25 protein-coding genes and 2 pseudogenes are annotated in these 24235 nt (G+C 39.3%); 22 read left to right on the top strand and 5 right to left on the bottom strand.

The window, feature by feature from the left end; genetic code table 11:
• Positions 1-372 precede the first annotated feature (372 nt).
• A complete protein-coding gene (locus BLP58_RS07450) occupies positions 373-849 on the bottom strand; it encodes a nucleoside 2-deoxyribosyltransferase (protein WP_013855149.1) in 477 nt (158 codons plus the stop codon).
• 115 nt (positions 850-964) lie between these two features.
• Between BLP58_RS07450 and BLP58_RS07445 the strand changes: the two genes are divergently transcribed.
• On the top strand, positions 965-1468 hold the full coding sequence (locus BLP58_RS07445) for a PTS sugar transporter subunit IIA (RefSeq protein ID WP_013855150.1): 504 nt from the start codon (positions 965-967) through the stop codon (positions 1466-1468).
• An 18-nt stretch (positions 1469-1486) separates the two neighbouring features.
• Here BLP58_RS07445 and BLP58_RS07440 read toward each other — a convergent pair whose 3' ends face one another.
• The gene (locus BLP58_RS07440; RefSeq protein ID WP_013855151.1) at positions 1487-2290 is read right to left on the bottom strand and encodes a tyrosine-protein phosphatase; all 804 of its coding nucleotides are present in this window, start codon (positions 2288-2290) and stop codon (positions 1487-1489) included.
• A gap of 150 nt (positions 2291-2440) precedes the next feature.
• Here BLP58_RS07440 and BLP58_RS07435 point away from each other — a divergent pair, with 150 nt between their 5' ends.
• The 5 genes from BLP58_RS07435 to phnE (BLP58_RS07415) all read left to right on the top strand — a co-directional run bounded on the left by BLP58_RS07435 (position 2441) and on the right by phnE (BLP58_RS07415) (position 6614).
• Complete coding sequence (locus BLP58_RS07435) at positions 2441-2932, top strand: universal stress protein (protein ID WP_013855152.1); 492 nt, start codon at positions 2441-2443, stop codon at positions 2930-2932.
• A gap of 351 nt (positions 2933-3283) precedes the next feature.
• Positions 3284-4216 (top strand): phosphate/phosphite/phosphonate ABC transporter substrate-binding protein, encoded by a 933-nt coding sequence (locus BLP58_RS07430; RefSeq protein WP_013855154.1) that lies wholly within the window; start codon positions 3284-3286, stop codon positions 4214-4216.
• 27 nt (positions 4217-4243) lie between these two features.
• Positions 4244-5017, top strand: a complete 774-nt coding sequence (gene phnC, locus BLP58_RS07425; RefSeq protein WP_013855155.1) for a phosphonate ABC transporter ATP-binding protein — start codon at positions 4244-4246, stop codon at positions 5015-5017.
• The gene (phnE, locus tag BLP58_RS07420) at positions 5017-5802 is read left to right on the top strand and encodes a phosphonate ABC transporter, permease protein PhnE (RefSeq protein ID WP_013855156.1); all 786 of its coding nucleotides are present in this window, start codon (positions 5017-5019) and stop codon (positions 5800-5802) included. Before phnC ends, phnE (BLP58_RS07420) begins: the two co-directional genes overlap by 1 nt.
• Positions 5802-6614, top strand: a complete 813-nt coding sequence (phnE, locus tag BLP58_RS07415; RefSeq protein WP_013855157.1) for a phosphonate ABC transporter, permease protein PhnE — start codon at positions 5802-5804, stop codon at positions 6612-6614. Before phnE (BLP58_RS07420) ends, phnE (BLP58_RS07415) begins: the two co-directional genes overlap by 1 nt.
• Positions 6615-6657: 43 nt before the next feature.
• Here phnE (BLP58_RS07415) and BLP58_RS07410 read toward each other — a convergent pair whose 3' ends face one another.
• Entirely contained in the window at positions 6658-7230 is a 573-nt protein-coding gene (locus tag BLP58_RS07410; RefSeq protein ID WP_013855158.1) for a DNA-3-methyladenine glycosylase I, read from the bottom strand.
• Between the two features lie 153 nt (positions 7231-7383).
• Between BLP58_RS07410 and BLP58_RS07405 the strand changes: the two genes are divergently transcribed.
• The 8 genes and pseudogenes from BLP58_RS07405 to BLP58_RS07370 all read left to right on the top strand — a co-directional run bounded on the left by BLP58_RS07405 (position 7384) and on the right by BLP58_RS07370 (position 15211).
• Complete coding sequence (locus BLP58_RS07405) at positions 7384-7869, top strand: hypothetical protein (protein ID WP_013855159.1); 486 nt, start codon at positions 7384-7386, stop codon at positions 7867-7869.
• 53 nt (positions 7870-7922) lie between these two features.
• Complete coding sequence (locus BLP58_RS07400) at positions 7923-9320, top strand: metallophosphoesterase family protein (RefSeq protein ID WP_025084220.1); 1398 nt, start codon at positions 7923-7925, stop codon at positions 9318-9320.
• Positions 9321-9443: 123 nt separating this feature from the next.
• The gene (asnB, locus tag BLP58_RS07395) at positions 9444-11393 is read left to right on the top strand and encodes an asparagine synthase (glutamine-hydrolyzing) (RefSeq protein ID WP_013855161.1); all 1950 of its coding nucleotides are present in this window, start codon (positions 9444-9446) and stop codon (positions 11391-11393) included.
• Positions 11394-11414: 21 nt separating this feature from the next.
• Positions 11415-12698, top strand: a complete 1284-nt coding sequence (locus BLP58_RS07390; protein WP_013855162.1) for a carboxylate--amine ligase — start codon at positions 11415-11417, stop codon at positions 12696-12698.
• A 56-nt stretch (positions 12699-12754) separates the two neighbouring features.
• A complete protein-coding gene (locus tag BLP58_RS07385; protein ID WP_081462960.1) occupies positions 12755-13558 on the top strand; it encodes an HAD-IC family P-type ATPase in 804 nt (267 codons plus the stop codon).
• A pseudogene (locus BLP58_RS07380) lies at positions 13552-14058 on the top strand (replication initiator protein A); the annotation flags it as partial. The gene BLP58_RS07385 and the pseudogene BLP58_RS07380, both read left to right, overlap by 7 nt.
• Positions 14059-14210: 152 nt before the next feature.
• On the top strand, positions 14211-14408 hold the full coding sequence (locus BLP58_RS07375; RefSeq protein WP_013855165.1) for a hypothetical protein: 198 nt from the start codon (positions 14211-14213) through the stop codon (positions 14406-14408).
• 50 nt (positions 14409-14458) lie between these two features.
• A complete protein-coding gene (locus BLP58_RS07370) occupies positions 14459-15211 on the top strand; it encodes a Fic family protein (protein ID WP_013855166.1) in 753 nt (250 codons plus the stop codon).
• Between the two features lie 117 nt (positions 15212-15328).
• On the opposite strand, the gene BLP58_RS07365 is transcribed toward BLP58_RS07370, so the two are convergent.
• Both BLP58_RS07365 and BLP58_RS07360 read right to left on the bottom strand, forming a co-directional pair.
• The gene (locus tag BLP58_RS07365; protein WP_013855167.1) at positions 15329-15607 is read right to left on the bottom strand and encodes a hypothetical protein; all 279 of its coding nucleotides are present in this window, start codon (positions 15605-15607) and stop codon (positions 15329-15331) included.
• A gap of 19 nt (positions 15608-15626) precedes the next feature.
• Entirely contained in the window at positions 15627-15836 is a 210-nt protein-coding gene (locus BLP58_RS07360) for a hypothetical protein (RefSeq protein WP_025084221.1), read from the bottom strand.
• A 268-nt stretch (positions 15837-16104) separates the two neighbouring features.
• Here BLP58_RS07360 and mobQ point away from each other — a divergent pair.
• From mobQ to BLP58_RS07320, 8 genes and pseudogenes are all read left to right on the top strand, one after another.
• Positions 16105-17501 (top strand): annotated as a pseudogene (gene mobQ, locus BLP58_RS07355) (MobQ family relaxase); the annotation flags it as partial.
• A 60-nt stretch (positions 17502-17561) separates the two neighbouring features.
• Positions 17562-17840: a hypothetical protein gene (locus BLP58_RS07350; RefSeq protein WP_025084225.1), complete on the top strand. Its 279-nt coding sequence runs from the start codon at positions 17562-17564 to the stop codon at positions 17838-17840.
• Positions 17841-18062: 222 nt separating this feature from the next.
• Positions 18063-19460 carry an APC family permease gene (locus BLP58_RS07345; RefSeq protein ID WP_013855169.1) on the top strand — a complete coding sequence of 466 codons (1398 nt, stop codon included), beginning with the start codon at positions 18063-18065 and terminating at the stop codon, positions 19458-19460.
• Positions 19461-19971: 511 nt separating this feature from the next.
• A complete protein-coding gene (locus BLP58_RS07340; RefSeq protein ID WP_404804760.1) occupies positions 19972-20514 on the top strand; it encodes an ECF transporter S component in 543 nt (180 codons plus the stop codon).
• Positions 20514-21308, top strand: a complete 795-nt coding sequence (locus tag BLP58_RS07335; RefSeq protein WP_013855171.1) for an energy-coupling factor transporter transmembrane component T — start codon at positions 20514-20516, stop codon at positions 21306-21308. Before BLP58_RS07340 ends, BLP58_RS07335 begins: the two co-directional genes overlap by 1 nt.
• A complete protein-coding gene (locus BLP58_RS07330) occupies positions 21281-22123 on the top strand; it encodes an ABC transporter ATP-binding protein (RefSeq protein ID WP_013855172.1) in 843 nt (280 codons plus the stop codon). Before BLP58_RS07335 ends, BLP58_RS07330 begins: the two co-directional genes overlap by 28 nt.
• Positions 22110-22925, top strand: a complete 816-nt coding sequence (locus BLP58_RS07325; protein ID WP_013855173.1) for an energy-coupling factor ABC transporter ATP-binding protein — start codon at positions 22110-22112, stop codon at positions 22923-22925. The genes BLP58_RS07330 and BLP58_RS07325 overlap by 14 nt, the downstream gene beginning before the upstream one ends.
• 311 nt (positions 22926-23236) lie before the next feature.
• The gene (locus tag BLP58_RS07320; RefSeq protein WP_004561985.1) at positions 23237-24226 is read left to right on the top strand and encodes an IS30 family transposase; all 990 of its coding nucleotides are present in this window, start codon (positions 23237-23239) and stop codon (positions 24224-24226) included.
• Positions 24227-24235: the final 9 nt, after the last annotated feature.

Here is a 24235-nt window from a genome sequence, read left to right as displayed (position 1 = left end):
CTAGAAGTATCTTTTTTGTCATTTTAGATGTAAGCGCTTTTATTTTTTGAAAAGAATATGGTATATTATTGGTGTAACGAAGATGAAATCAATAAAGAAAAGGTGAGTCCAATGACCTAGTGATGAATGAAGTTAGGTTTTAAGAAAGGTTTGTGATACCAATGGGCACTGAAAATTGAATTTCACGCGTTAACCAAACTATCAAAAGAGTGACATTTTACATACCAGGCTCGCAAGATGGAGCATAGAATAATAACTTTAAATAAAAGTCACTTGAAATAATTAGAAAGATACAATTATTTATGATAGATCAAATTAAAAAATGACCCTTTGTGCAAGAATAACGAAGGGTCATTTAGTTTGCTTAATTTTTTAATAAACCGCGCCGTCGTAGAAGTTAAAGCGTGGGCGGTTGAAGTCAAAGTCTTTTAGTTCGCTGATCTTGATGACGTTGTCGCAAACGCCCCAGCTCATTAAGTTGATTGGTTTGCCATAATCTTCGTCAGGAATGACGAGCAAGATATATTTGCCCTTTGATAAGGCATAACCAAGTTCCATGCCAAGCCCCACATCTTCTTCTTCGGGCAGATAAACGCCGAGCATGATATCGGAAGACTTAATGCCAACCAAGTCATTATGGTAAGTAGCTGAAGCCCATTCAATATCGTGCAAGTATTCGGGATGTTCATCCACGCGGATGCCTTTATATTGATTATCCAGAGGCACGTAGCTATTTTCTAAGTCAACTGTAGGATTTTGCTTCAACGCTGCCATTGCTTCTTGATAAGCTTTATTTTGCTTTTCGTTGAACCAACCAGCACCAAAATAAAGAGTCTTTGTTTTTGCCATTATTTTTTCCTCCATCAAAAATTATTAAGTTAACTTTACCATCTTTTGGGTTGAAAAAAAGATCTTGTTAACTTATGGTGAAAATGTTAGTTCCACATTAGGGAGGAAAAATCCAATGACAAATACTAGAAATCTTTTCACACCCGATGCAGTCTTTGTAACTGATCAAACTAAGCAAGATTTGGTTTTAAAAGAAGTTTATGATAATTTATTGCAGCGTGGCTATGTAAAGGGCAATTTTTTATCTCATATTGTAAAGCGTGAGCATGATTTCCCTACAGGTCTAGATACCTCAACTTTAGGCAAAAATATTCCCAATATTGCGATCCCGCATACAGAAGGCGAGTTCGTTAATACTCGGCTTATTGTTCCCGTTTCATTGCGGGAACCGGTAGTTTTTCATAATATGATTAAGCCGGATGAAGCATTAGAAGTAAAGTTTTTGTTTATGTTGCTGGATAATGATCCAGATGGACAAGCCCAACTTTTGGCAAGCGTGATGGATTTTTTGGCTAAAACACCAGCTAACGAGTTGCGCGAAGTCTTTAATTTTACCGATGCGCAAGCGATTTATGCATTTTTAGAGCAGAAATTCATGGCAAAAATAAAAGAAGGCTGATGCCTTCTTCGCTAGAAATTATTTTTCAAGATAAATATTGCGTAGTTGCATAATGTCGACGCTGGAGAGCTGCATTACCTCGCGCAGATAATTGTTAATACTGCCGTAATCATCATTTAATACCTTGACCGCATGGTCTAGATATTCAGGTCGAACGCTTTGAATGTCGCGGATTGATTGTAAAACATTATCGTTCCGACCATTTTGGCGCGCATGTTCAACCATGTTGTCGATAAAGTCCTTAGTAGTGATGTTGGTTAACAGGTAATCTTTTTTGATGATGTTTAGTGGCACGCCTAATGCTGTTAAGATAAGCAGCGCACCAAAACCGGTCCTGTCTTTACCCGCGGTGCAGTGGAAGATGACGCTTTCGCCATCGCCAGTATTTTCAAGTAAAACATCGAAAAATTTACGGTAAGCTTTTTGGGCAGATTTGCTTTCGATCATGTCTTCATAAGCATAATGCATATGGTCGAAGCCAAAGTCCGCGTCATCGTGAGCTTGCGTGTTTAAGTCATTGATACTCTTAGATGAGTTGGTTAAGTCTTCGCTAAAGACAGGATCATAAATATATTTCACGCCATCAGGTACGCGATCTGGCTGCTGATCGACTTCCGCTTTACTTCTGAAGTCAACGTCGTATTTCACGCCATAGTCAGTCAAGAATTGCTTGTCAAATGGTGAAAGATCAGCTAAATTGCCGGTTCTAAGCAATTTATGCATCTTGATTTTTTTGCCAGATAGAGTTTCGTAGCCTCCGAGTTCACGGAAGTTGCGACCACTGGTGACGCCGATTAATTGATTGGTTAATTTTTTAGTCAAAAAATTCTCCCCTTTCTTTAGACAGTTTCACGAACAATATTGTAACAACAAAAAACGCATCAAACAATCATTTGAAAAAGTAACAGCTTACAAAATTATGTTAAAATAAGAGAGAGTAAATATTAGTACAACTTATAGGAGATGAACAAGATGGCAAAGGATAAAGAAAGCATTTTAGTTCCAGTAGATGGTTCAGAATCAGCTGAAAGAGCCTTTGACAAAGCAGTACGCGTTGGATTAAGAGATGGCGCCCACGTTGATGTATTGAGTGTCATTGATACCCGTCAATTCATGGGTGAAATGCAAGATACTTTAATTTCAGGCGATACGATCTATCAAATGACCCAAGACTCTGAAGAATATTTGAAGAGCTTGAAGAAATGGGCTCATGATAACTACAACTTTGATGATGTTGATTATCACATTCGTTATGGCAGTCCTAAGCGCATTATTTCTTACGACTTCATTAAAGACCACCATGATGATTTAATTGTCATGGGTGCAACTGGTTTGAATGCCGTTGAAAGAATGCTCATGGGTTCAGTAACTGAATATGTTAACCAACATGCTTTAGCTGATGTATTAATCGTTAAAACTGATATGGCTAATAACCCAGTTAAGCCAACGATGAAAAAGAATTAATTAAAATATAAATAATCGCTAGATGTACATAAATACATTTAGCGATTTTTTTGTAAAAAAGTCTTAAAAGCCTTGATAGAACCCGAATGCTTTTGGTATTATTTTAACAAACGAACGTAGAAGCATGAGGGGGAGTTGATGAAGTTGCTTATGCAGGGAAAAGATTTTAATGATGCTTTTGTTGCTGCGCTTAAGTCTTCCACTCGTGAAGGCGCTTTTCTCGTTCGTTTATTTAATAATGATGTTATTTAGAGACTTAATCATTGATCGTCTTTGGCGATTCGTGGTTAAGTCTTTTTTATAACTTTTGTTTATTTGTTTTATCACTATATTTTGTTCATGGAGGACATAATGAAAAGATTTAAAAAAATCTTGGTAGCTGTAGTGGCACTTTTTGTTGCAGTAGTTGCAACAGCGTGTTCAAGCAAGGACAGTAGTTCATCAAAGGAAAACTACACTCCAAAGTCATTAACTATTCAATTTGTGCCAAGTCAGGCTGCAACTAAACTGCAAGCTCGTGCTAAGCCGCTTGAAAAGATGCTTTCCAAGAGATTGGGCATCCCTGTTCATGTTTCTATGTCAACTGACTACAACACCGTTGTAGAAGCTATGAAGTCAAAGAAGGTTGATGTAGGTTTCCTTCCACCAGATGGATATGTTTTAGCTCACAAGCAAGGCGCTGCAGATCTTCTTTTGCAAGCTGAACGTTACGGCGTTAAGCAACCAGGTGGTAAAGCAACTAAGAACTTAGTCAAGAATTACCGTGCCGAAATTTTGGTTAAGAAGGGTTCAAAGATTAAGTCCTGGAAAGACCTTAAGGGTAAGTCAATTTCAGTTCAAAACCCAACTTCATCAGCTGGTTACGTATTCCCAGTTGCTGAACTTAAGGAAAAGGGTTTGGATGTAACCAAGGATTCTAAGTTGGTTACTGTAACTGGTCACGACCAAGCTGTTTTGAACGTATTAAACGGCGATACTGATGCTGCCTTTGTCTTTGAAGATGCACGTAACACTGTTTTAAAGGATAATCCTAAGATTATGAAGCAAGTTGTTCCAATTTACTTCACTAAGCCAATTCCAAACGACACCATCTCAGTAATTCCAAGCATGTCTAAGTCATTCCGCAAGAAGCTGGCTAAGGCATTTATCGCTGTAGGTAAGTCAAAGGAAGGTCAAAAGGTTATTGAAAGCGTATATAGTCACGAAGGCTACGATTACGCTAAGGATAGCGACTTCAACATCGTTCGTAAGTACGACAAGATGGTTGAATCAACTAAGAAATAATAATTCAAATTAAGGGAGTTAAGTTTAATGGCAGATAAGCCAATGATCCAATTAAAGGATGTTTCTAAGGTCTATGACAATGGTACTGTCGGTCTGAAGGATATCAATTTAACAATTAATAAAGGCGAATTCGTAGTAGTTGTTGGTCTTTCTGGTGCAGGTAAGTCAACCTTGCTGCGTTCAATCAACCGTCTGCACAATACAACTTCAGGCGATATTTTGATCGATGGTCAATCGATTATTAAGGCCAAGGGTAAGCAGCTGCGTGAATTGCGTCGCGATATTGGGATGATTTTCCAGAACTTTAACTTAGTTAAGCGTTCTAGCGTTTTGCGCAACGTCTTAGTTGGTCGAGTAGCATATTATCCAACTTGGAAGACAACGTTTAACTTGTTTTCTAAGGAAGATAAGCAAAGGGCCTATGAAGCTTTGCAAAAAGTGGACTTGACTGACAAGGTTTATACGCGAGCAGATGAATTATCCGGTGGTCAGCAGCAACGTGTTGCTATTGCACGTGTATTAATGCAGAACCCGAAGATCATCTTAGCCGATGAACCAACTGCCTCACTTGACCCGCAAACTTCAGTCAGAGTCATGAATGACCTGAAGATGCTTAATGAAAAATATGGCATGACAGTTCTGGCTAACTTGCACAGCATTGAACTAGCTCAGCAATTTGGCGAACGCGTAATTGGGATTCGCGCTGGTCAAGTAGTTTACGACGGCAAGATGAAGGATACTCCTAAGTCAGTCTTCACCGATATTTATAATGGTGGCGACGGCAGCGAGGAGGCAGAATAATGCCTGATAAAGCTTTACCTAAGCGTAAGTTCAAGATCATGAACTTGGTCTGGACAATTATCATGATTGCAGGACTCTTCATTTCAATCAATGTTACTAACACTCATATCAGTGCATTGTTTGAAAACTGGAGTCAATTCGCTGATATTTTTGTTCAAATGTGTCATCCGGACTGGAGCTATCTGAATGTTGTCTGGCCGAAACTAATTGAAACTATTAAAATGGCCGTATTGGGGACCGTAATCGGCTCAGTGGTCGCATTTATTTATTCACTATTAATTGCGCGTAATATTATTAAAAATAAGGCGGTAACTGGCGTACTTCGTTTTATTATGAACATCGTCAGAACTATTCCTGACTTGTTGCTCGGTGCAATCTTTGTAGCGATCGTGGGTATTGGTCCAGTTGCTGGTATTATGGCTTTGGCAGTCTTCACCTTCGGTGTGGTGGTTAAGCTGTTTTACGAAGCAATTGAAACGATTGATCCTGGTCCAATTGAGGCTTTAACTGCCGTTGGTGCTAACAAGTTCCAAATTATTCGAACCGCGGTTTTGCCTCAGATTATCACCTACTTTATTTCTTATGTTTTATATGCAGTTGAAATCAACGTCAGAGCTTCAACCGTCCTTGGTTATATCGGTGCCGGTGGTATTGGTTTGAACTTGCAGCAGACTTTGCAGGTCTTCAACTATGCCCAAACTGGGACGATCATCATTGTCATTATCATCGTCGTAGTCTTGATTGACTATGTTTCATCTAAGTCACGGGAGGCGTTAATGAAATAATGGATAATACTATGAAGCAATTACCTGCTAAACCCGTTGACCGTAAGAAACAAACCATTCATTGGCTGATCGCTATTTTTACGATTATCTTGATTGTTTGGTCATGTACCGGCATTAACTTTGGTGGGATTAAGGCAACCGCTGGTCAAATCGCGGGTGCGATCTTTGCCGGTATTTTCCATCCTGATTGGAAATATGTTTATAACGGTTCCGGTGAAGACTTGATCTCACAATTGTGGCAGACCATTTGTATCGCCTTTTTAGGTACTTTTATTTCTGCCATTATCTCATTGCCATTTGCCTTCTGGGCAGCACATACCAAGCACAAGCATTGGTATACTTCTAGAATTGGTAAGATTGTTTTGGCAATCATTAGATCATTCCCTGAGATTGTTTTAGCCTTGATGTTTATTAAGGCTGTGGGACCTGGCTCAGCTGCCGGTGTTTTGGCATTAGGCTTTCACTCAGTGGGGATGCTGGCAAAATTGTTCTCAGAAGCAATTGAAAACTTGGAAGATGGGCCTAATGAAGCAGTCATTGCTGCCGGTGGTTCCAAGTTCCACGTCATTATGTTTTCAACGATGCCGAACTTGATGCCAGCTCTAATCTCCAATACTTTATACCGTTTCGATGTTTCCATTCGTTCCGCATCTATCCTTGGTTTAGTAGGTGCCGGTGGTATCGGTTATCCATTGATCATTGCTTTGCAATATCGTCAGTGGGACCGCGTAGGCATTATCTTGCTCGGAATCATCATCATGGTTGTGATTATTGACTGGATCTCAGGTTGGATTCGGAAGAAGTTAGTTTAATTTTGTAAAAAAATAAAGCGAGAGCAGCTGCTCTCGCTTTTTCTTAACCATTATATTTGAATGCGCAGCTTTCTAAGTGATCATTGATCAAGCCGATTCCTTGCAAATAAGAATAAATAATTACTGGTCCAACAAAGAAAAAGCCATCTTTTTTCATCTGTTTTGTCATTTCTTGAGCGATTTCGTTTGAAGCAGGTACCTCGTCGACTGTTTCTGGATGATGCACGATCTGGGTTGGCACAAAGCTTTGCAAATATTTAGCCAAGCTGCCGTATTTCTCCTTTACTTTGCTAATTGCTCGGGCATTCTTAATCGCTGCCCTAATCTTAATCTGATTGCGAATAATGCTTTTATCCTGTAGCAATAGGCTGACATCGTCATCTGCCATCAATGCCACTTGCTTAATGTCAAAGTTCTTGAACGCCTTTCTAAAGTTTTCCCGTTTATGCAAAATTGTGCTCCAGCTTAAGCCTGATTGGAACAGTTCCAGTACCAGCATCTCATAGAGATACTGATCGTCTAAATTCAGTTTGCCCCATTCGTGATCGTGGTAGTCCTGCACAATTTTGTCTTTAGTGTCGCCCCAAGGACAACGAGAGATGGTTGGTTTAGTCATGAAAATTCTCCTTTAAATTATATTTTTAACCTTCTATTATTTATTACGCAAAAAAATGCGCTTTTTTCCTAAGAAATTTTATTTTCATGCGTTAAAGTAAGGCGTAATAGGCTTTTTTTGTTATAATTAAGGTTGAATTTTGAGGAGGACCATATGGGAAAGTTAGATACCATGATGTTGGCTGATGATTTAGCCTTATCACAAGACAAAATTTTAAATGGTGAGCAAGACTTTGACGCTGAAGCTGTTTACAAGGTAATTGATAATTTAGGCGTTTTGAATAATCCAATCAAGGATTACTTTGATATGACCGAAGAACAATACTATGAAGCAGAAAGCGACCATAAGTTGACTTTGATCAAGCTAGCAAGCAAGTTGTCTGATTTGCATGACCGTATTTTAACTAATCACGTTGACGGTTATGTTGACAAGGATGAGATTAACTTAACTTATAACCACGAGAATCCGTATGAAGACGATCTATATAACCCAACTATTGATTATCGGGTTATTGTTTACAGCTTGAAAGTTATTGGTGCAGTTCAATCAATTGCTGCTAAGGATTTAGAAGAAGTATTGTCTAAGGATGCTTTATTATCAGTTGGACTTGCTGCTCACGCTTTAGCACATAACGCATAAATTATTTGAGTCGGACCATGAGAGCCGGCTTTTTTTGTCTTTGAGGCGAAAATATGAACTTGTTTAAACAGACAAAGGGATTAGTTGATAGGCTTGTTGGAGCACGGAAACGCTCTGTAATAAACAAAAGCAGGGATCTGCTTGATCTAATGCAAAAGTATACTACGATTGGCGAATATCATGTAGGTGCAGAAGATGGAACGCCTAACGGCAAGAAGTTCGTTTTGACAGTCTACCAGGGTGATGATGGCGTCTTGCATCAAGCTCTCAGTTCTGAGGCAACTGCAAATCTAGCACCAGAATATGTGCGCAAGTATAGTGAAGAATTGGGTCGCTTTCGTGATTTTCATAGTAAGAAGACCGGGCGTCGCTATTTAGTGGAAGAATTTCTAGACACTTTCACCGCTGAAGTAAAAAAGCACATCCGTGAAGGCTATAATTCAGTTAATCTCAGTGTCATTACTGACACGCATTTTAAGGATAAGGATAGCATTGATTTTTATGGCTGGAATGGTTTGCAGCATGTGCAAGAATTCTCTTACCTAGATCAATCTGGCTTAATTGATCTCAAGGCGCATTTAGGTGATTGGATTGATGGTTCGGACGCCGGCTTATTAGGCGAAAGCGAATTAATCAAATTAGAGAAATCCTTTAAGTCAGATACTGTGCCGTATTTAGCTATTAAGGGCAATCATGATGAAAATGACAAATTTGATGAACATCATGATTTAAAGGCTTCTTTCCCTGATCATGAATTTGAAAATATTATGTGGCCAGAGATGTATCGTCAAAAGGACATTCATTATATTTCTCGTCAGCATGGAGTTGCTTATTTTGACATCGATGATGTTCGGATAATTTCTGTTAATACGTCAGACTTGCCTTATGAGTTAAACAATAAGGGACAAAAGAAATACGATACTAAAATTACGCTTGCCGTGCGTGAAGATCAGATTGAAGAGATCATTGAGATTTTAACCAGATCCTCTAATAAACGCATTATCTTCATGAGTCATGCCAATCCAATTAACCGCAAAGGTTCAAATGCATTGAAATATAATGGTAGATCTTTACATGAATTGCTGGTTGCCTTTAATCAACGCGAAAAAGGCCGAATGCATGCGAGTGCTGGACAGCCTGCGGAATTTCGTTTATCTAATGATTTTGACTTTACTAATGTTAAAAATGCTCGTATTGTGGCTTACCTGTGTGGTCATCGTCATCGCGAAGACCAATATCACATTAACGGCATTCAATATATTTTATTTAATTGCTCTGCATTAATGGGTCCTAACCATTCTTTGACGACCAAATATAATAAAAATCTAAAGCGCAAAATTGATCAGGCTAATGAAGCAGCTGGCTATATTGTGAATGTGGATTTGAAGCGACACCGTATTCAAGTCTTTGGTTATGGTGCGGCTTCAAGAAGACGGCTTTACTTTATTTGATTAAGGAAAGGTAAAGCTATTTGGCTATTACAAGTCTTTAGCTTATAATAAAAAAGTTAACGTAAAAACAAGTATACAAACAATATTCAGAATTAGAGAGATTAACTTAGGGGAAGAATAATTATGTGCGGAATTGTCGCATTTTATGATCCAAAGATAAATGAAAAACAAGCCGTAATCGGTAAGATGATGGCTACGATCAAGCACCGTGGACCTGGCTCCGACGGTTACTACACTAATGATGAGGTTGCACTAGGCTTTAGAAGATTATCGATTATCGACCTTCAAGGCGGCAGTCAGCCTATTTATAATGAAGATAAAACAAGAGCAATTATTTTTAATGGTGAAATCTATAACTTCAAGCCATTAAGAGAAGAATTAATTAAAGCAGGGCATGTATTTACCACGCAAGCTGATACTGAAGTATTGCTTCACGGCTATGAAGAATGGGGAATGGATGGCCTGCTTAAGCGCGTTCGCGGGATGTTTGCTTTCCTGATCTGGGATGACAACAATAAGACCCTTTATGGTGCGCGCGACTTCTTTGGCATTAAGCCAATGTACTACAGCAATCAAGATGGACACTTATTAGTTGGCTCAGAATTAAAGAGCTTCTTAGAATTTCCGAAGTTTAAGCGTGAATTGAATGTAGAAGCAGTTAAGCCATATTTGATGAACCAATATAACGACTTGGAAGAGACCTTCTTCAAGGGTGTTTATCGTTTCCCTGCAGGACACTGGTTCGAATATAAGAATGGCGAGATGAAGACGCACCAATACTGGGACGCTGAATATAAAGAGAACAGCTTGAGCTTTGAAGAAACGTTGAAGCGGATCAACGATGACTTGAAGGAAACCGTTGATTTGTATAGAAACGCCGATGTTAAGGTTGGGGCTTTCTTATCAGAAGGGATTGACTCATCATACTTGACGAGTTTGTTAAACCCTGATGATGTTTTTTCTGTCAGCTTCGATGACTCAACTTATGATGAGGCTTCCAAGGCTAAGGCTTTGGCTGATATCAACCATTGGAAGTTCTTTAGCGATAAGGTTGATGCTGATGAAGCCATGCGTGACTTCCCAGAGATGCAATATCACATGGATGAACCGGATGCCAATCCATCAATTATTCCTTTATGGTACCTGTGTAAGTTGGCTCGTAAGCATGTTACTGTGGCCCTATCTGGTGAAGGGGCCGATGAATTGTTTGCAGGCTATGTCAACTACGGGATGCACACGCACAATAATGTCATCAAGATCTTTACTAGTGAACTCAAGAAGCTGCCTAAGAAGAAGCAAGTGAAATTGGCACACAAGATTAAAAAGATGCCGAACTTCCCAGGTAAGGTGCATCTGTATACCAATTTGGCTGAACCAAGCGAATTTTACGTTGGTCAATCAGTGATCTATGACATGGATTATCCGACGATCTTCACTTCTAAAGATGCTAACAGCATCTTGCAGCCAACTTACCGCAATAAGTTAACGGTTAACGGTATTTACCAAAAGGACTTCAAGAAGGTTAAGGGCATCGATAACGTTAAGCAAATGCAATATATCGACTTGCATCACTTCATGATTAACGATATCGAACAAAAAGCTGACAAGATTTCTATGGCGCACTCATTAGAAGTTCGTGTACCATATCTTGATAAGAAGATCGCGGAATTGGCTAACTCAATTCCAACTAAATATTTGGTTAACCGCCATGACACTAAGTATGCTTTGCGTAAGGCCTCAGAGAAGGTTTTACCAGATGAATGGGCTAGGCGACCAAAGCTTGGCTTCCCAACACCAATCAAGCAATGGCTAAAGGAACCACGTTTTTACAAGCAAGTCCGCAGCTTATTTGAAGAAGAATTCGTCAATGATATTTTTGATCAAAAGAAGATCATTAAATTGCTTGACGATAACTATGAAGGCGATGGCTCACATAGAAGACAAATCTGGGCTATCTATACCTTCCTAGTTTGGTACAAGTTGTTCTTCGTTGATTATGAAAACACGGTTAAGAAGTACCAGCACGTTCAACCTGAAGTTGCTAGTTTAATTAAACAAGGCAAGTTGCTTTAATTTAGGGGAATATTGAGAATAATGACTAAAAAATTTACGCCAATTTTACTTGGCAGTGATATTAATGTTTATGGTATGGCTCGTTCGTTTAATGAAGCTTACGGGATCAAGGTAAAGGCACTAGCTGACGTCCAATTGGCCGCTACGCGTTATTCGAGCATTGTTGATGTAGAATTGCATCACGGCTTTAGTGCAGATCCAGTTTTCATGGATGTAATGCACAAGAAGATGGAGATTTATAAGGATCACAAAGAACCAGTAATCTTGATCGCCTGTGGTGACGGTTACGCTGAACTTTTGGCTAAGCACAAGGAAGAATTGAGCAAGGTCTTCATCGTACCTTATATTGATTATGATTTATTAGAGGTTCTGATCTCTAAGGAAGGTTTCTATAAGACTGCAGAAGAATATGGTTTGCCATATCCTAAGACCAAGATTATTACGATGGCTGATTACAAGTCTGAAAAGTATTTGGATGTGCCATTTGACTTTCCAGTTGAACTTAAGCCAGAAGATCCTGTTTCTTGGTTAAACTGCCAATTTGAAGGTCGAAAGAAGACTTTCGCCATTCAAGATAAGGCTGAATTTAAGGATATCGTAACTAAGATCTATACTCACGGCTACAAGGCTGACTTGATCTTACAGGACTTTATCCCAGGCGATGACTCTAATATGCGGACTTTGAATGCTTATGTTGATCAGAATCATCAAGTTAAGATGATGTGCTTGGGTCACCCATTGCTTGAAGACCCAACGCCACAATCAATTGGTAACTATATGGCAATCTTGCCAGAATACAACGAAAAGCTGTATGAACAAGTCCAACAATTCCTTGAAAAGTTGAACTACACTGGAATGGCCAACTTCGATATTAAGTACGACCCAAGAGACAAGGAATTCAAGTTCTTTGAAATCAACTTGCGTCAAGGTCGTTCTAGCTTCTATGTAACTTTGAATGGTTGCAACTTGGCTAAGTGGTACATTGATGATTATGTAGAAGATGCCTTGAAGGACAAGAAGACTGTTTATGGCAACAAGCTTGAGTCTAAGTATAAATTGTGGCTTGGCGTGCCAAAGAAGATCTTTAACGAATATGCTTTTGAAAATGAGGCTAAGGACAAGGCAGACGAATTGATTCGTGAAGGTCGTTACGGTACGACTGTCTTCTACGATAACGACAAGAATTTTAAGCGCTGGCTCTTGATGAAGTACATGTTCCATAACTACTACAAGCGCTACAAGACATACTATGAAGTTAACAAGGGCAAGATCTTCAAAGAAGAAAATGCTAAATTAGATAAATAATTATAATTTAAGCTACTGATCAATATCAGTAGCTTTTTGTATGGTCTAGTTCCACAATGGGCATGAACAGAGTATTTTTGAGGAAAGAGGTATTATCGATGGATGATCACAAGACAAAAAAGTCGGGAGATAAGCCTGATTTAGCAAAAGAAGATTTGCAGCAGGCACTCACGCAACTAAATGTTGATCCGAAAAAAGGATTATCTGATCAAGAAGCTAATAAACGGTTAGCTCAATATGGACCGAATGCAATTACGGCCAAAAGTGAACCGTTATGGCTTAAGTTTTTGAAGGACTTTACTGGTCCAATTGCATATATGATTGAAGCAGCAGCGATTGTTTCCGCAATTATCAATCACTGGGATGACTTTGTTATCATTATTGTTCTGCTTTTATTTAACGCATGTATTGAACTGTGGCAGGATCGCAAAGCCTCAAATGTATTAGCTGCTTTGAAGAAGGGCTTAGCTCCTAATGCAACGGTAATGCGTGATGGCAAGTTTAAAACTATTCCAGCTTCCAAACTGGTTCCAGGCGATATCGTTAAGGTGCGCTTAGGCCAAATTGTGCCAGCTGATCTGCGTTTTACCGGCGGTGATTATGTTTCAATTGATCAGGCTGCTTTAACCGGTGAAAGTTTGCCAGTTACCAAAAAAATTGGTGACGAAGCCTATTCTGGCAGTATCGTAAAACAAGGTGAAATGACTGGCGTAGTTATTGCCACCGGCTCGAATACCTTCTTTGGTAGAACTGCTAAATTGGTTGCTTCCGCAGGTGGCAAGAGTCACGCACAAGAAGCAATGTTCAAAATTGGTAATTTCTTAATTATCGTGGCAGTTATTTTGGCCCTGATAATTTAGATACTAATAGATACAATATAGATACTCAAAAGTTGGACTTTTCCACAGCCAATTTCTCACCAGCAGAAATTCAAAAGCAAAACCAGGATTTGGTGAACCATGCTAATGACTTCTTAACTGATGAAGACAGTGGCTTACCGGTTTTCTTAGAACCAGAAGCCGTGCAATTACTTAGCTTCTGGTGCCGAACTCCGCAACAAATGCGCCGGTTTATTGGTATCATCCTGAATGCTAAATATCGAGTTGAAAAGGATCATCAAGATATTGGGGTTCTAATCCCACTGGACGATGAAGAACTTAAACCTTTAATGACTAAAGCCTTGAGACGCTACTTTAACGCCCTTAGAAGCAATGAGAAGCACATCAAGAACGTGGAAAACTACTTGTACGGCACCATGCAAAACCTATTTGGCGTTTGGTGGAATAAACAAGCGGCTAGAAAATATGCTGCCAAACACCCTAAAGAACAAAATATTGATAACGAGCATACTCGAAATTAAACGCCGTATAAGCTCATTTAAGCCGCTTTAAGTGTTACATGCATAATTATTATATTAAAATCACTTTAAAACCGCTTAGAAGCAAAAATAGGCATCTTGAGTGGCTGAATTGGCAATGACTGAACTAAGGGAATGTGAAAGGAGCTTTTTAAATGACCAAATCCAGCAAAGAAGTCGAAACAATTGATCAATTGTTGGCTGACCCATGGACAGTCGATATTCAAGACATTTGGGAGCAAGCAGCTCATAATCCAGATCCTGATAAACGCAAGCTGTTTGACGCGTTACACACTTACCTCTTAGATAAGTGCCAAGAGCAAATTATCAACGAAAAGCATTTTGTGATTTAACATGGACAGGTCAAATAATCAGTGACTGAAATAAAAAGGAGGCACAAAATATGGCTAAGACACGAACATATATGGACAAGTATAAATTCACAGCTGCAGAAAACCAACGGTTTGCCCGAGCAAATTTTACCAAGCTAGTGCACACTAATGCCCGCTTTGAAGGCGTTAATACCACTTTGCCACAAACACAAACTATTATGGACGGTATGAGCGTAGCAGGAGTACCTGTTGAAGATGTTTTGACGATTATTAATTTAAAGCGTGGGTGGCAATATATCACTGCTCAAAATTCCCCTTTAACGTTAACCATGGAAAAACAAATCAACAAGATTGTGGCAGCGGAAGACGCCTTAGTACCAGGAGAATTACGGCAAGGAAAAGGAGGAGTTGATTTAGGTAGTGAAGACTTTTTTGAACCACCTTTAATTAACGAAAAACAAGAACAATCCTTTTTACAAAAAATCTTGGCTGATCCACGAATGACGATTACTGATAAAGCATTGACTGTCATGTATCATAATATGCGCCAACAAATCTTTTGGGACGGAAACAAAAGGACGGCAACTTTAAGTGCCAATAAAATTATGATTGACGGTGGCGCTGGTTTAATTAATATCCCATTAGATAAGTGGGATCAATGGAACGAACTAATTGCCAATTATTATCAGACTAATGACATGACTAAAATTAAACAGTGGACATATGATAATGGTATTCAAGGATTACAAATTCGAGCAAACAAAAAATTAAGTGCTAATGAATTAAACCAGATGTACAAGCAACTAAAAAAACGGATAAATTAGAACTTAAACTAGTTGAAGACGAGATTAGTAAAAGAACCCAAAACCATCTCAAATACTTTGCTAAAAATAATCTAGAAGTTAAGTCAAAAAATAATCCTGAAAATAAAAACGATCGGCCTAGTTATTAGGTTGATCGTTTTTGAGTTTATTTGGTTTATGGGCATTAACGTAATCGGCAAATATTTTTAAAAGCTCTTCGGTTTGTTCAACCGAGAGATTATCAGCTTGAAAGTATTTTTCGAGCAAAGCCCCTTTTTGAATTAATCGGCGAGAACGGGCTTTGCGGGCTTGCCGATTTTCGTAGTATTTAGATTGCCGTAATTTAAAATCTTCTCGCTCAATTTTTTGTTTTAAACGCGCTTGTTGCTCAACTAGTTTTTCATATTGATTAGGCATAGTCATTACCACCTAACTATTATCGGTTATTTTGAGCTTGATTTAAAAAGACGGCAACTTTTTTAGCAATCATTTTAATCTGTGGAGTGGTAAGTGTCCCATAATCCAAATTGGCTGATCTAATGATTTGCTTACCGAGGTTTTGTTCAATCTTATTTTTTTCAGCTTTAATCTTTTGATTAAGCTGTTTTAATTTAACTTCTTGTTTTTCTAAGTTACTTTGAGACATAATGATCCCTACAATCATATTAAAAATAATCACCGACACTATATCATACAAAGAATGTTAAGTCAAAGGATAAAAGTTGAAATAGCGAAGCGGAAGGCATACACTAAATTAAAGTTAAGAGAATCAGAAGACCGAGTGAAACGAGGTCAATGCGCACTTATACTCCACTAAATACTTGTGGGGTAAATCGTGCTAAAGACTTGTATCAGAAGTCGCCGTTGGCGACAACAAAATCAACCAATAGATCCAAAGAAAGGCGGTGACTAGTATGGCAATTTTTCATATGAGTTTTAGTAATATTAGTGCTGGTAAAGGACGCAGTGCCATTGCCAGTGCCGCTTATAGAAGTGGTGAAAAATTATTTGATAATCAAGAAGGCCGCCACTATTTTTATGCCCGCTCGGTTATGCCAGAAAGCTTTATTTTAACCCCAAAAAACGCACCAGAATGGGTCAGTAATCGAGACAATTATGGAATGAAGTTGAAAAGAAAGATCGAAAATCAAACTCACGGTATGCAAAAGAATTTAACGTGGCTTTACCGGTAGAATTAAGTGAATCCGAACAGAAAGAATTACTGACAAAATATGTGCAAGAAAATTTTGTCGATCAAGGTATGGTAGCTGACGTAGCAATTCATCGCGATCACCCAGACAATCCGCACGCACATGTGATGTTAACTAACCGTCCATTTAACCCAGACGGAACATGGGGAATCAAGAGTAAAAAGCAATATATTTTAGATGAGAATGGCAATAAAATGTATACCGGAACTAACAAGTACCCTAAGAGTAGAAAGATACTGATGGTCGATTGGGATAAGAAAGAAAAAATAATTGAATGGCGTCATAATTGGGCAGTTAGTGTCGATCAGGTTTTAGAGCAAAAAAATATTCCGGATCGGATCAGTGAAAAATCCTTTGAAAATCAAGGAATAGATGAAGTTCCAACTCAACATGAGGGAATCAATAGTAAGCGGAGTAAAAGGAAAGAATTTAACCAACAAGTTAAGAAATATCGTAAGACCAAAGCGAATTATAAAAACAATCAAGAAAAAGTAATTAATCGAGGTCACTTGGATAGCCTAAGTAAACACTTCTCGTTTAACGAGAAAAAAGTGGTCAAAGAGTTAAGCCACGAACTGAAAACTTATATTAGTTTGGAAAGTTTAGATGATAAGCGGCGCATGCTATTTAATTGGAAAAACAGCACTTTAATTAAACATGCGGTTGGTGAAGATGTGACTAAACAATTATTGACAATTAACCAACAAGAAAGCTCACTCAAAAAAGCAGATGAACTCTTAAATAAAGTGGTCGATCGCACTACGAAAAAACTTTATCCAGAGCTTAATTTTGAACAGACCACGCAAGCTGAAAGACGAGAATTAATTAAGGAAACCGATAGCGAACAAACAGTTTTCAAGGGTAGTGAATTAAACGAACGTTTAATGAATATTCGTGATGATTTATTGGTCCGACAATTATTGACCTTTACCAAGCGGCCATATACCAGCTGGCAGTTATTAATGCAACAAGAAAAGGAAGTCAAAATCGAGCTTAAATATACGCTGATGATTCATGATGATAGCTTAGAAAGTCTAGAACACGTTGATCATCACTTCTTAAATGATAAGCTGAACAGGTTGGTCAATGGACTTTGGACTTGTTTCGAAATGATTGGGTTTATAATGATGATAATTCCCAAAACTTAGGAGATGTCAATTATGGACAAACTCATTCACCCAACGTCTAAAAATATTTATTTATGGGGACTTGTTGATGCATTTTGTCTATTCTCATTTGTGCTTTATGGTGCGTTTTATATTAGTAACTCGATAATGCACGTAATTTTTGGTGTGTATACGCTCATCTTTTTATATAGCTTATTTAAATCAGTGAGTGGCCTTATTTTTAATAAATTTTATGATGATGGCGGTATTTTGTCGATTACGTTTATTGAGGTTTGCTTTTTAGTTGGGTTATTGCTGATTGACTTTCGTTAGCCATTATTTTGTTAAGCGCCTTTTGTCCCGTATCTTGCCCTTCAAAGTTGATATCTTTAAAATAAGCTTTTTCTGGAGATGGGTTAGGGTCTCTAAAAACACCACATTATCGAAGACATTTTACTACGTTTGCCTCTTGGCACATGCTAAGATAAAGACAACTTGTGATACCGATTACATCACACAATCGGGTTGAAAATTGGCTGAAGGGGGAGTAGTGAAATGTCATCTGGGAAAATCAAGCAGTTAAGTTTCCTAAGCGTTTTCTTGTTAGGTGTCGACGGCATTATTGGCTCCGGAATATTTTTGATGCCAAGTCGGATTTATGCCAAATTGGGTGATTTAAGCTTGCTGTTAATGCCACTAGCCGGGGTGGCAGTTTTAATGATTGCACTGTGTTTTGCCAATTTGGCAAGTAAAATTCCGGGAGATGGCGGTGCTTGGCTATATACGTATACAGCATTTGGTAGATTTGCCGGTTTTGAAATTGGTATTTTTACATGGTTGCTGGGCATCATTACAATGGCCACCGAAATTTCAGCGTTTGTGACAAGTTTGCGAAGTGTCTTTCCCAGTCTTGATGTCCATCGAAATTATTTAATTGTGGCACTTGGTATTTTGGCGATCTTGACTTGTTTAAATTTATTTGGATCAAAGTTTATGGATTGGGTGGATAATATTTCGACGGTTGCCAAAATGGGTGTGTTGATTTTGTTTGTGGTGGCGGGGTTATTCTTTGTCCGACATGCCAATTTTGCAAATCTAACCGGTGCGACAACCAATTCAAGCCCATTGTTCGGTCGTTTTAATGAAGGCTTTGGGATGGTTTTCTACATGTTTACCGGCTTTTCGTTTCTGCCGATTGCCGCTTCCAAAATGAAAAATCCAGAAAAAACGCTGCCTAAAGCCTTAATTGCGGTTTTACTGACATCGGCTTTGTTGTATATGATTGTACAATTTGCTGCAATTGGCGTCTCTGGTAGTCATTTAGCGACAGATAATGTCCCAATTGCGGCATCATTCTATCATTTTGCCGGGCAGTTTGGTTATGATCTTGCGTTGGTGGGGATGCTGATTTCGATTATGGGAGTGGCGCTATCAATTTCATTCTCAACGCCGCTAATTGCGAGCTCGCTAGCGTCCGAACACCAATTGTTGCCGAGAGTTTTGGGACATCAGAACAAACGTGGTGTGCCGATCGTGTCACTACTGTTATCATGCGCGATTTGTGGGGTTATGTTGCTTTCAGGAAATTATTTATTCCTAGCGTCTGCGATTGTCTTTACATCATTCGTGCAATATATTCCAACAATTTTGGCGTCAATTAAATTACGAAAGCATGAAAAGTTACCGCAAGGATTTAAGCTGCCGGGGGGATTATTAATTCCGATCTTTGCGTTTTTGGTCACGCTGTATCTAATCCTGAGTTTTTCGGTTGAATTAATCGTCGCTGGAATCATCGTCTTTGCGCTGAGTGGCTTGTGGTACTGGTATGATGACAGAGACCGGCAGGCAAAGGGATTGAGAAGAGATATCGCGGAGGGGGATAAGGTGTTGCAGAGAGTGCAAAAGGGAGCGCTTAAATCCCAGAATATAACTGACTTAACGGAATATTCCTGATTTTGGAATATTCCGTTAAGTCAGTTATGGCCGGGATTTGCTCCTCTTTTGCACGTTTAGACTCGGCTACCATCCCATTCCTGTTTTTGGAATATTAGATTGGAAGGCTTATATGGCCGGGGCCTGCTTCTGCTTTGCACGTTTAGACTCGGTAGCCAGCCATTCCTGATTTTGGAATATTCCGTTAAGTTAGTTATATGGCCGGGATTTGCTCCTCTTTTGCACGTTTAGACTCGGTAGCCAGCTTACTCCAAAATATTCCGTATTAAACAAAACATAAGCTTCAAGAAGAAAAAAGACCAAGTCACAACCGCAAAAACTATTAAAGTCGACTTGACTTTTATCAAAACAGTCGTACAATGTTTTTAATTAGATTAAAGTTATAAATTACTTTTAAATAAAAGTAATTTATACCTTTATTTAAAATAATTAAGCAAATGAGGTGCGGATTTTGAGAGTCCAAAATATTAAGCGGTCAAGTATCTGGAAGTTTCGGTTGTCAACAGCAACGATGACGTTGATTCCTGCAGCAGTCGGAATTAATTATGTTGCCAAGGCGTTTGCCGAAGGATTAAAATTACCGGTTTGGTTAGGAACGTTGGGAACTTTTCTGGCAAGTATGTTAGCTGGCCCGGTGGCTGGTGCAATTAGTGGCTTTATTAATCACGTCATCTATGGATTGACGCTATCACCGCTTTCAACGGTCTATGCAATTACTAGTATTGCAATTGGGATTGCCGTTGGGGTCCTCCACGCCAAGGGATGGTTTTCATCCGCAAAGAAAGTATTCGTATCCGCTATTATTATTGCAATTGTATCTGCTGTCATTTCAACACCACTCAATGTCATTTTTTGGGGTGGCCAAACTGGGATTCCTTGGGGTGATTCAATTTTCGCTGTGATGATCGCTAATCACATTCCGGTTTGGATTTCATCATTTACTGATGAATTTATTTTGGACATTTTGGATAAAGTTGTTGTTGCCTACTTGGCATTCTTTATCTATCGGCAACTGCCACAGCGAATGATTCGCTTTTTCAGGGATGATAAATAATGAATGAACCAAATTCAATTTTACAAGGTTCGGTAGCTCACCGTGGCTGGACGTCGGTAGTTGATCCGGTAACGAAATTATTGATGGCCCTTGATCTGGCCTTATTAAGCTTTTGTTTCACCAATTTGTTAGTTGAAATTGCGCTTGTATTCGTTGCGCTAGTGATTCTACTGATTTCGAAAGCCGGCAAGTTGGCGGTTCACGCAATTGAATTCAGCTCATTCTTAATTTTTACAATGCTGATTATTCAGGGCCTCTTTTACAGTCACAATCAGACTCTGTTGGTTTCAGTGGTCGGGATTCGATTCTATCAAGAAGGGCTGTTGTATGCAGCAACGATGGGGTGTCGAATTTTTGTCATTATTTTAGCAACCAGCTTTTTTATGACAACGACTACAGTGTCAGAAAATTCTAAATATTTGGAGCAGGTCGGTCTCTCCTATAAAGCGGTCTATGTATTGATGTCGGTTTGCTATATTTTACCGGAAATGATGGCCAACATGAAAAAAATTCAAATGGCGCAACGGGCACGTGGCATTAATCAACAGAAAACCATTCTTGAAAAGATTAAATCAATTTTACCAGTGCTGGTTCCGTTAGTGATCAAAACGCTTTATCAATCAATGGAACGGTCGATCGCCCTGCGATTACGTGGATTTAATAGTCCCCATCGGGTGGCACTAAAATCGGCAAATCTTTATCGGCACGAAATGGTTAATCATCGTGGCTTGAGTTTATTAGCAATTATATTGATTGGGTGGAAATTATGGATAATCGGCAGCAAATTCATTTAGAAAATTTGAGTCTACGTTACCGAGGGATTGAAACATCCGCGCTAAAACATATTTCGGTTGACGCCGAATTTGGGCACGTTATTGGCATCATTGGTAATCATCATGCAGGTAAAACATCGTTATGTCGGGCATTAGCCGGAATTGTACCAACAATTATTTCAGGTGATGTAACGGGAACCATTCAAGTTGGATCATTATCGCCAAATTTGGATTGGCAGAAGTATAATCAGCAAACCGGTGTTGTGCTGCAGAATCCGGCTGGTCAATTGAGTGGGCTTGCCGATACGGTTGCCGATGAAATTGCGTTTGACCTCATTAATCAAGGAGTTCCAGCCGATCAAATTAAACGGCGAGTCCTCAATGTTGCCGATCAGTTGGGGTTAGGCGACCAATTAAATCAATCACCGGGAACGCTGTCTGGCGGACAAAAACAACGGCTGGCAATTGCCACAGCAATCGTAACTGATCCGTCAATTTTGGTTTTAGATGATCCCACCAGTGAAATGGATTCACTTGGACGTCAGCATTTCTTCAGTTGGTTAGTCAGTGTTGAAAAAAAGACGATCTTCATTGTGTCAAATGAAGTCGACGATCTCTGTGAAATTGCTGACCAAATTTGGGTTCTGAAAGCTGGCGAGTTAGTTGCGGCAGGAAAACCGCTGACTGTTTTTAATCATCTGAAGCCGGACTGGCAGCTTGCTGAACCGACTGTGTTTCGATTGGCAAAATTAATGAAGTGGTCAATCCCTGGTGCAGCAGACGAATTTCCGGTTACCAATCAACAATTAGAGGAGGCTTATTATGCCGCAAATTGAAATTAGTGGGTTGCGTTACACTTATCCAGAACACTCATTTCAGGTGGAAATTGATCGGCAATCTTTTGACAGTCCACTAACCGCAATTGTTGGTCAGAACGGCGCTGGTAAATCAACTTTGTTAAAGTTACTGATCGGATTGATAACACCGCAAGAAGGGACCATTATGATTAATGGCGTTTCAATAGATGAGTTGAAACCACAGACAAAGTTGAAACAAATTGGCGTGACATTTCAAGATCCAGATGATCAATTATTTAACGCAACGGTTCAAAAAGAAGTGGCTTGGGGGCTTTCTCAAATTGAATCGGATCAATTGATGATTAAAAAAGCGGCTGATCAAGCTTTGGTTGCGGTTGGATTAGCTGATAAAGCAGCCGAAAATCCATATGACCTTTCGTTATCTGAACAAAAGTTATTAACGTTTGCAACGGTTTTGGCCATTAATCCTGCAATTTATTTGTTTGACGAGCCGATGATGTCGTTAGACTGGCCCAGTCGAAAGCGAATGACTAACATTTTTCATCAACTTGTAAAAAGTGGTCATCAGGTGATCACGATTACTCATGATATGGATTGGGTAGCGGCTGAATTTTCAACAGTTCACGTGATGGCGCATGGTCAGATTGCCTTTTCCGGGACACCTTCAGCCTTATTTGGTAATTCAGGACTGGTTAAGCGGGTGGGATTGCTGCCACCAAGAATTATGACGATAACGAGGGCATTAGGTGATCACTCGGTTTATTTAACCCCAGAGGATTACTGCAGGAAGCATAAACAAGTTGCCAACAATTTAAATTGATAAAGATGATAATAGCAACATCTAATTAAAAGTAACAAACATTAAAGAGTGGGACGAAAGGCGGTTACGTGGCAGGAAGTTGCCTTTTGGCGCACGTTTCCGCTCGGTAATAATGATGATAATAGTAGCATTTAATTAAAAGTAATAAACATTAAGGATTGGTCATTGTGGTGACCAATCCTTTTGCATATAATGAAAATATTAACCTTGAATTTACACTTTAAGTGCAACACTAATTAAATAAAGAATGGCCCATGGCCAAATTTCTGTAAAATGATGTTTGCGAAAACAATCATGAAAGGAATTCAGCCATGGACCACTACAAGCATATTACCATAGATGAACGGGAAACTATCTTTTTAATGAGGAATCATGGAAACTCACTTCGTGAGATTGCCAGCCATATCAAGAAAAGTTACTCAACCATTTCTCGAGAATTAAGCCGTAATTCTACTGGTAAATCCTATTCACCTTCGAAGGCTCAGGAGAAGTACAAACAGCGCAAAGGCAACTGTGGCAGAGTCTCTCTTTTGAGTAATCCTCAGGTGTTTGAAGTGGTGAGAGAACACTTCTGCGAAGACCTTTGGTCTCCGGAGGAAATATCGAATCGCTTGGCAGTCGAAAAGTATCCGGTGCAGATCAGTACCACGACTATTTACCGTGGGATTTTCAATGGCTTATTTGATAATTTGTTTAAATCTGGCAGCTCTAGTGCCGTGCGCCATCTAAGGCATCACGGCAAGTCTCGCCACAATAAAGCTTATCAGGAAAAACGAGGCAAGATTCCAATCCCCAACAAGATTCATGATCGTCCGCGAGAAGCTGACAACCGTGTAGAAATTGGTCACTGGGAAGGTGATACCGTGTTAGGCAAAAGCGGAAAGGCTTGTGTCGTTACATTGGTTGACCGAAAATCTCGTTACCTGCTTATTGGTAAAGCTGCTAAAAGAACTTCAGAAGCAGTCACGGATACTTTGAGCGACTTAATGAAGCTATGGCCTGGTAGATCGTTAACGATTACCCCGGATAGGGGTAAAGAGTTTGCCAAAGTTCAATGTTTAACTGATAAGTTTGGTACGCCCTTCTACTTTCCCGATCCTCACTCTCCTTGGCAACGAGGAACTAACGAAAATACTAACGGCTTGCTTCGCGAATATTTGCCAAAAGGAACTGACCTTGATTCAATTACTGACCGCCGGATACAAGCATATGCAGAACAAATGAATAATCGTCCCCGTAAATGTCTCGGATGGAAAACGCCTTATGAAATATTCTTTAATGTAGTGTTGCACTTAATTTGACAATTCAAG

The sequence above is a fragment of the Lactobacillus kefiranofaciens genome, assembly GCF_900103655.1.
Classification (GTDB): domain Bacteria; phylum Bacillota; class Bacilli; order Lactobacillales; family Lactobacillaceae; genus Lactobacillus; species Lactobacillus kefiranofaciens.
The sequence above is the reverse complement of the archived record's forward strand: the minus strand, read 5'-3'. Positions and strand labels throughout refer to the sequence as shown.